The 5,318-nt window shown below is 70.5% G+C and carries 3 protein-coding genes and 1 pseudogene; all 4 read left to right on the forward strand.

What is annotated here, in order from left to right; translation table 11 throughout:
• A pseudogene (locus P3T37_RS36870) lies at nucleotides 1-85 on the forward strand (ATP-binding protein); the annotation flags it as partial.
• 403 nt (nucleotides 86-488) lie between these two features.
• A complete protein-coding gene (locus P3T37_RS36875) occupies nucleotides 489-3,986 on the forward strand; it encodes a nitrate- and nitrite sensing domain-containing protein (RefSeq protein WP_280728337.1) in 3,498 nt (1,165 codons plus the stop codon).
• Nucleotides 3,987-3,996: 10 nt separating this feature from the next.
• Nucleotides 3,997-4,410 (forward strand): roadblock/LC7 domain-containing protein, encoded by a 414-nt coding sequence (locus P3T37_RS36880; protein WP_035797811.1) that lies wholly within the window; start codon nucleotides 3,997-3,999, stop codon nucleotides 4,408-4,410.
• A gap of 237 nt (nucleotides 4,411-4,647) precedes the next feature.
• Nucleotides 4,648-5,271, forward strand: a complete 624-nt coding sequence (locus tag P3T37_RS36885; RefSeq protein WP_280728338.1) for a DUF742 domain-containing protein — start codon at nucleotides 4,648-4,650, stop codon at nucleotides 5,269-5,271.
• Nucleotides 5,272-5,318 lie beyond the last annotated feature (47 nt).

Here is a 5,318-nt window from a genome sequence, read left to right on the forward strand (position 1 = left end):
CACCCTCGACGCACGCCGCCGAGACAGCGCCAAAAGCGCCCTCATCACCCTCGTCGAACACGCCCTCCTCGCCCGCCTCCGATGAGGAGGGGCCCGCTCCTCGCCCGCCTCCGATGAGGAGGGGCCCGCTCCTCGCCCGCCTCCGCTAAACCGAACCCGACTCTCAGCGGGGGCTCCGGAGGCCGGAGTTCCCCGCTGTGTATCGCATAACGGTTCGGTGGGCATTTCGGACGTTTTCGTCACACTTCGTAGTCGTCCTGATTCGTTCGGCTCACGATGCCGGAGAGTTTGCACGCTCATGTGGGGAAATGTCCCAATTGAGCGCCGAAAGCCGGACCACCAGGGCTGTTTGTCCTGAATCCCTGCACGTGCTGAAATTCCAGCTACCCCGAAGTCCAGCTAGGCAGTTCCACCCAGCGGAGCGCTGCGGCCAGGGGAAGCCGCTGGATTGATCCATGGCCGCCAGTCGGCCGAGAGGTTGTTGTCGAGTGAGGCGTAAGCAGCCAGTCACCCCGCAGCGGCGCTCCGAGCCCCGCGAGACCGACGGTAACGGCCAGGGCACTGCCGGGTTCTCCGCTTTCGCGGCGAGCACCGAGCGCCCCACGCCCGGAATCACCGGAGCACGCAAGAGCTCGGGCCCCCCTGCCCCGGACAGCTCCGGCGATCGGCCAACGGCCGGCGGCCGGTACGAGTTCCTGGCCTTCCGCAACTGGCGTGTGCCGACGCGGCTGGTCGCCATTCTGCTGATCCCGGTCATCATCGGCCTGGTCTTCGGCGGTCTGCGCGTCAACACCTCGTTCGACAGCTACACCAAGGCCACCCACTCGGAGAAGGCCGCCGAGCTCGCGCAGGCCGCCACCGAGCTGGCCGACGCGCTGGAGACCGAGCGCGACCTCTCCGTCATACCCCTGATGAGCGGGCAGGACCCGCAGGGCCTGGTGGCCAAGTACCGTGCGGCGACCGACAAGGCGCTGGTCGCCTACAAGGCCGCCTACGCCCGGATCGCCCCGGACAAGGACGCCGACCTGGCCGGCCGTGACGCCTCCTTCGAGGGCTCGGTCAGCAACCTGGCGCACCTGCGCGCCAACGCCGACAAGCCGGAGCTGTTCGCCACCGCCACCTCGGCCGCCTACGAGGCGCTGATCGACCCGCTGCTCTCCTTCGACAACTCGGTCGGTAACGGCTCCGCCGCAGGCGTCAGCCGTGGCCGCAGCATCTACGCCATCTCGCTGGCCAAGGCCTCGGCCTCCAACCAGCGGGCCCTGATGCTGACCCTGCTGGTCGGTGCCAGCACCCAGCAGGTCTCCCGCTGGGAGAACACCGAGATGATCCAGCAGCTGCTGGTCTCGGCGAAGCTGGAGCAGGTGGCGATCACCGAGTTCCAGAACGGCACCAACCCGGTGGACGCCAAGACCTACGCGGACACCCAGGTCGTCCAGGCCGATGCCGACCAGCGCTCGCCGCTGCGGATGCCGGACGGCACCACCGTGCCGACCATGGAAGGCCTGATGAACGTCGGTCTGGCGTACACCCAGGCCGCCTCGCTCGGCTTCAGCAACGGGCAGGCCGCCGCCGAGGCCGCGGCCAAGGGCGCCCAGGACGACGGCCTGACCCCGGCGAACTGGCTGCAGGCCACCGACAGCCACATCACCCCGCTGCGCTCCACCGAGTCCCAGCTGCTCGCCAGCGTCGTGGCCGACGCCACCGCGGAGAAGGACAACGCGCAGAGCGACGCCATCCTCAACTCGGCGATCGTGATCATCTCGCTGGCGCTGGCCGGTCTGCTCACCGGCTTCATCGCCCGCTCGATGATCCTCGGCATGCGGACCCTGAACAGCGCCGCGCTGGACATCGCCAACCACCGTCTGCCGGACCTGGTCGAGAAGCTCTCCAAGACCGACCCGGACCGGGTGGACACCAACGTCGAGAAGATCCCGCTCTGGGGCAAGGACGAGATCGGCGAGGTGGCCCGCGCGTTCGACCAGGTCCACAGCCAGGCCGTCTCGCTCGCCGCCGAGCAGGCCCTGCTCCGAGGCAACCTGAACGCGATCTTCTCCAACCTCTCGCGCCGCAGCCAGAGCCTGATCCAGCGCCAGCTGGCGCTGATCACCGACCTGGAGAACAACGAGGCCGACCCGGACCAGCTGGAGAACCTCTTCAAGCTGGACCACCTCGCCACCCGTATGCGCCGCAACGGTGAGAACCTCCTGGTCCTCGCCGGTGAGGAGCCGGGCCGCCGCTGGAACACCCCGGTGCCGCTGGTCGACGTGCTGCGCGCCGCCGCCTCCGAGGTGGAGCAGTACGAGCGCATCGAGCTCTCCGGGATCCCGGAGACCGAGGTCATCGGCGCCGCCGTGACCGACCTCGTCCACCTGCTCGCCGAGCTGCTGGAGAACGCCACCTCGTTCTCCAGCCCGCAGACCCGCGTCACCGTGACGGCGACCGGCCTGCCGGACGGCCGCGTGCTGGTCGAGATCCACGACAAGGGCATCGGCCTCACCGCCGAGGACTTCGCCGAGATCAACGAGAAGCTGGCCGAGCCGCCCACCGTCGACGCCGCGATCTCCCGCCGGATGGGCCTGTTCGTGGTCGGCCGGCTGTCCGACCGCCACGACATCCGGGTCCAGCTCCGCCCCTCGGGCGAGTCGGCCGGCACCACCTCGCTGGTCATGCTCCCGGCCCCGCTCACCCAGAACCGGGCGATGCCGGAGCCGGACGAGGAGTTCACGGTCTCCCGGATCTTCTCCGAGCAGGAGCAGCCGCAGACCAGCTGGGAGCAGGAGCAGTACGGCGCCCCGCGCAGCGCTGCGGAGCTCGGCTTCGACGACAACCTCGCGGTCACCGGCGGCAGCGCGGGCGGCTTCAGCCCCGCGCTGGACTCGATGCAGCGCTCGCACCGGCTCGACCAGCGCCGCCGCACGGCGCTCGAACCCGGCCAGGACGAGCCCGACCTGCCCGGTCAGGGCGGCGAGCCGGACTTCGTGGAAGCGGAGTTCGTCGAGGCCGAGGTCGAGTCCGAGCAGTACGGCGACCAGCAGTACGGCCAGCAGCAGCCGTACGGTGACCAGCAGTACGGCCAGCAGGGCTACCAGGGCGGCTACTACGCCGACCAGCAGTACCCCGAGCAGGGCTACCAGCAGAACGGTGGCCAGGACTACGGCCAGCAGGGCTACCAGGGCGGCTACTACAGCGACCAGCCGTACGCCGAGCAGGGCTACCAGTCCTACGACGAGGGTCAGTTCGGTCAGCAGCAGGCGAACGACGGCTACGGCCGGAACCCGTTCGCGCCGGCCGGCCAGCAGCCCGACCGCTTCGACGGCTTCCAGCCGGCCGCCCAGGACACCCGCGGCCAGCGGCCGGAGGTGGCCGCCGGACACCCGTACCAGGCGGAGACCCCCGCACTGCCGGCCGCCGAGCCCACCGCGAACGGCGGCGGCCTGCCGACCCGGCGCCCCGGCCAGCAGCTGAGCACCGGCGGCCCCCTCGGGGCGCGGGCGATCGGCAGCCCGGACGGCGGCGAGCAGCCCAACTGGTTCACCGGCGCCAAGGACCACAACTCCTCGGTCGAGGAGCCGGTGATCCGCGGCCACCAGGTGTCCGGACTCGGCGGCTCCGGCCCGACCGGACCGAGCAGCTGGCAGTCCAGCAACGACGAGGACTGGCAGCGCGCCGAGCAGTTGCGCGAGCCGGCCGCCGGCGGGGTGACGCCCTCCGGGCTGCCGCGCCGGGTCCCCAAGCAGAACCTGGTGGCCGGCAACGCCAAGTCGGCCACGCAGGAAGGCCCCCAGGTCTCCCGTAACCCGGAAGAGGTCCGGGGCCGGCTCACCAACCTGCGCCGCGGCGTCGAGCAGGGTCGCAGCGCGAGCGGCGACCCGGGCGCCACCGGAAGTTTCCGGATCGACCCCAACCAGGGCCCTCGATCCGGGCAGGATCAGCAGAACAGCAGCACCGATCTCTTCGGCGGCTCGAACCACCAGGAGCGATGAGTTGAGTCAGATGAGTCAGGCCGCACAGAACCTGAACTGGCTGATCACCAATTTCGTGGACAACACCCCCGGGGTGTCGCACACAGTGGTGGTCTCAGCCGACGGTCTCCTGCTCGCCATGTCCGAAGGCTTCCCCCGTGACCGCGCCGACCAGCTCGCCGCCGTCGCCTCCGGCCTCACCTCCCTCACCTCCGGCGCCAGCCGGATCTTCGAGGGCGGCGACGTCAACCAGACCGTCGTGGAGATGGAGCGCGGCTTCCTCTTCCTGATGGCGGTCTCGGACGGTTCCTCGCTGGCCGTCCTCGCCTCGCCCGACTCGGACATCGGCCTGGTCGGCTACGAGATGGCGCTGCTCGTCGACCGCGCCGGAGCCGTGCTCACGCCGGCCCTGCGCGCCGAACTCCAAGGCAGCCTTCTGCACTGACGGAGCGTCGGACGGCACCCCGGTGACGGACCGTCATCCACCACGTAGTACTTGTAGTACCCAACGCATTGCCCGATGCAGTACCCAACGCAGTACCCCGACCGCCCTTTCCGAGCCCGCATCCTGCGGGCTCGGAATCGGGCGTTGTACGGCCCCTCGCACCACCAGCTTCGGCCCCACCTGAGGCTGCGCCAGCACCCTTGCACCGCAATGCCGCACCTTGTGAGGAGAGGAACCGTGACACCGCCCGACGACCACACAGGCCAATACGGTGTTCCGTACCCTGGCACCGGGCATGACGCCTTCGGATCCCCCGGCGCCGGCCACGGTCAGAGCTACGGCCAGCCCCAGCAGGACCAGTCCCCGCCGGGTCCCCCGCAGTACGGCCAGCACCAGTACGGTCAGCACCAGCAGGGTCCGGCGCCTTACGGACGCCGGGACCAGCAGCCCACGCAGGGCCGCGGCGTCCCGCACCGCCCGGAGCCGACAGGGTACGAGGATCCGGAGGAGCAGGACAGCGGCCCGCTGATCCGCCCCTTCGCGATGACCGGCGGCCGAACCCGCCCGCGCTACGAACTGGCCCTGGAGGCCCTGGTCTCCGCCAGCGTCGAGCCGGCGCGGTTGGCCACCCTGCTGCCCGAGCACCAGCGGATCTGCACGCTCTGCGCGGACGAGGTCAAGTCGGTGGCCGAGGTCTCGGCCCTGCTGAGTCTTCCGCTGGGGGTGGCCCGGATCCTCGTGGCCGACCTCGCCGAAGCCGGCCTCGTCGCCATCCACCAGCCCGCCGCCGGGGGCGAATCCGGCAACCAGCCCGACGTCACGCTGCTCGAAAGGGTCCTCAGTGGACTTCGCAAGCTCTAGCCCCGCGGCCGCCACGCGTGCCACCACCTCCGCGAAGATCGTCGTCG

Source organism: Kitasatospora sp. MAA4, from assembly GCF_029893355.1.
In the GTDB taxonomy this organism is placed as follows: domain Bacteria; phylum Actinomycetota; class Actinomycetes; order Streptomycetales; family Streptomycetaceae; genus Kitasatospora.

Excerpts from the sequence above, each read along its gene's own strand:
- P3T37_RS36880 (WP_035797811.1), top strand. The coding sequence starts at position 3,997 with ATGAGTCAGGCCGCACAGAACCTGAACTGGCTGATCACCAATTTCGTG.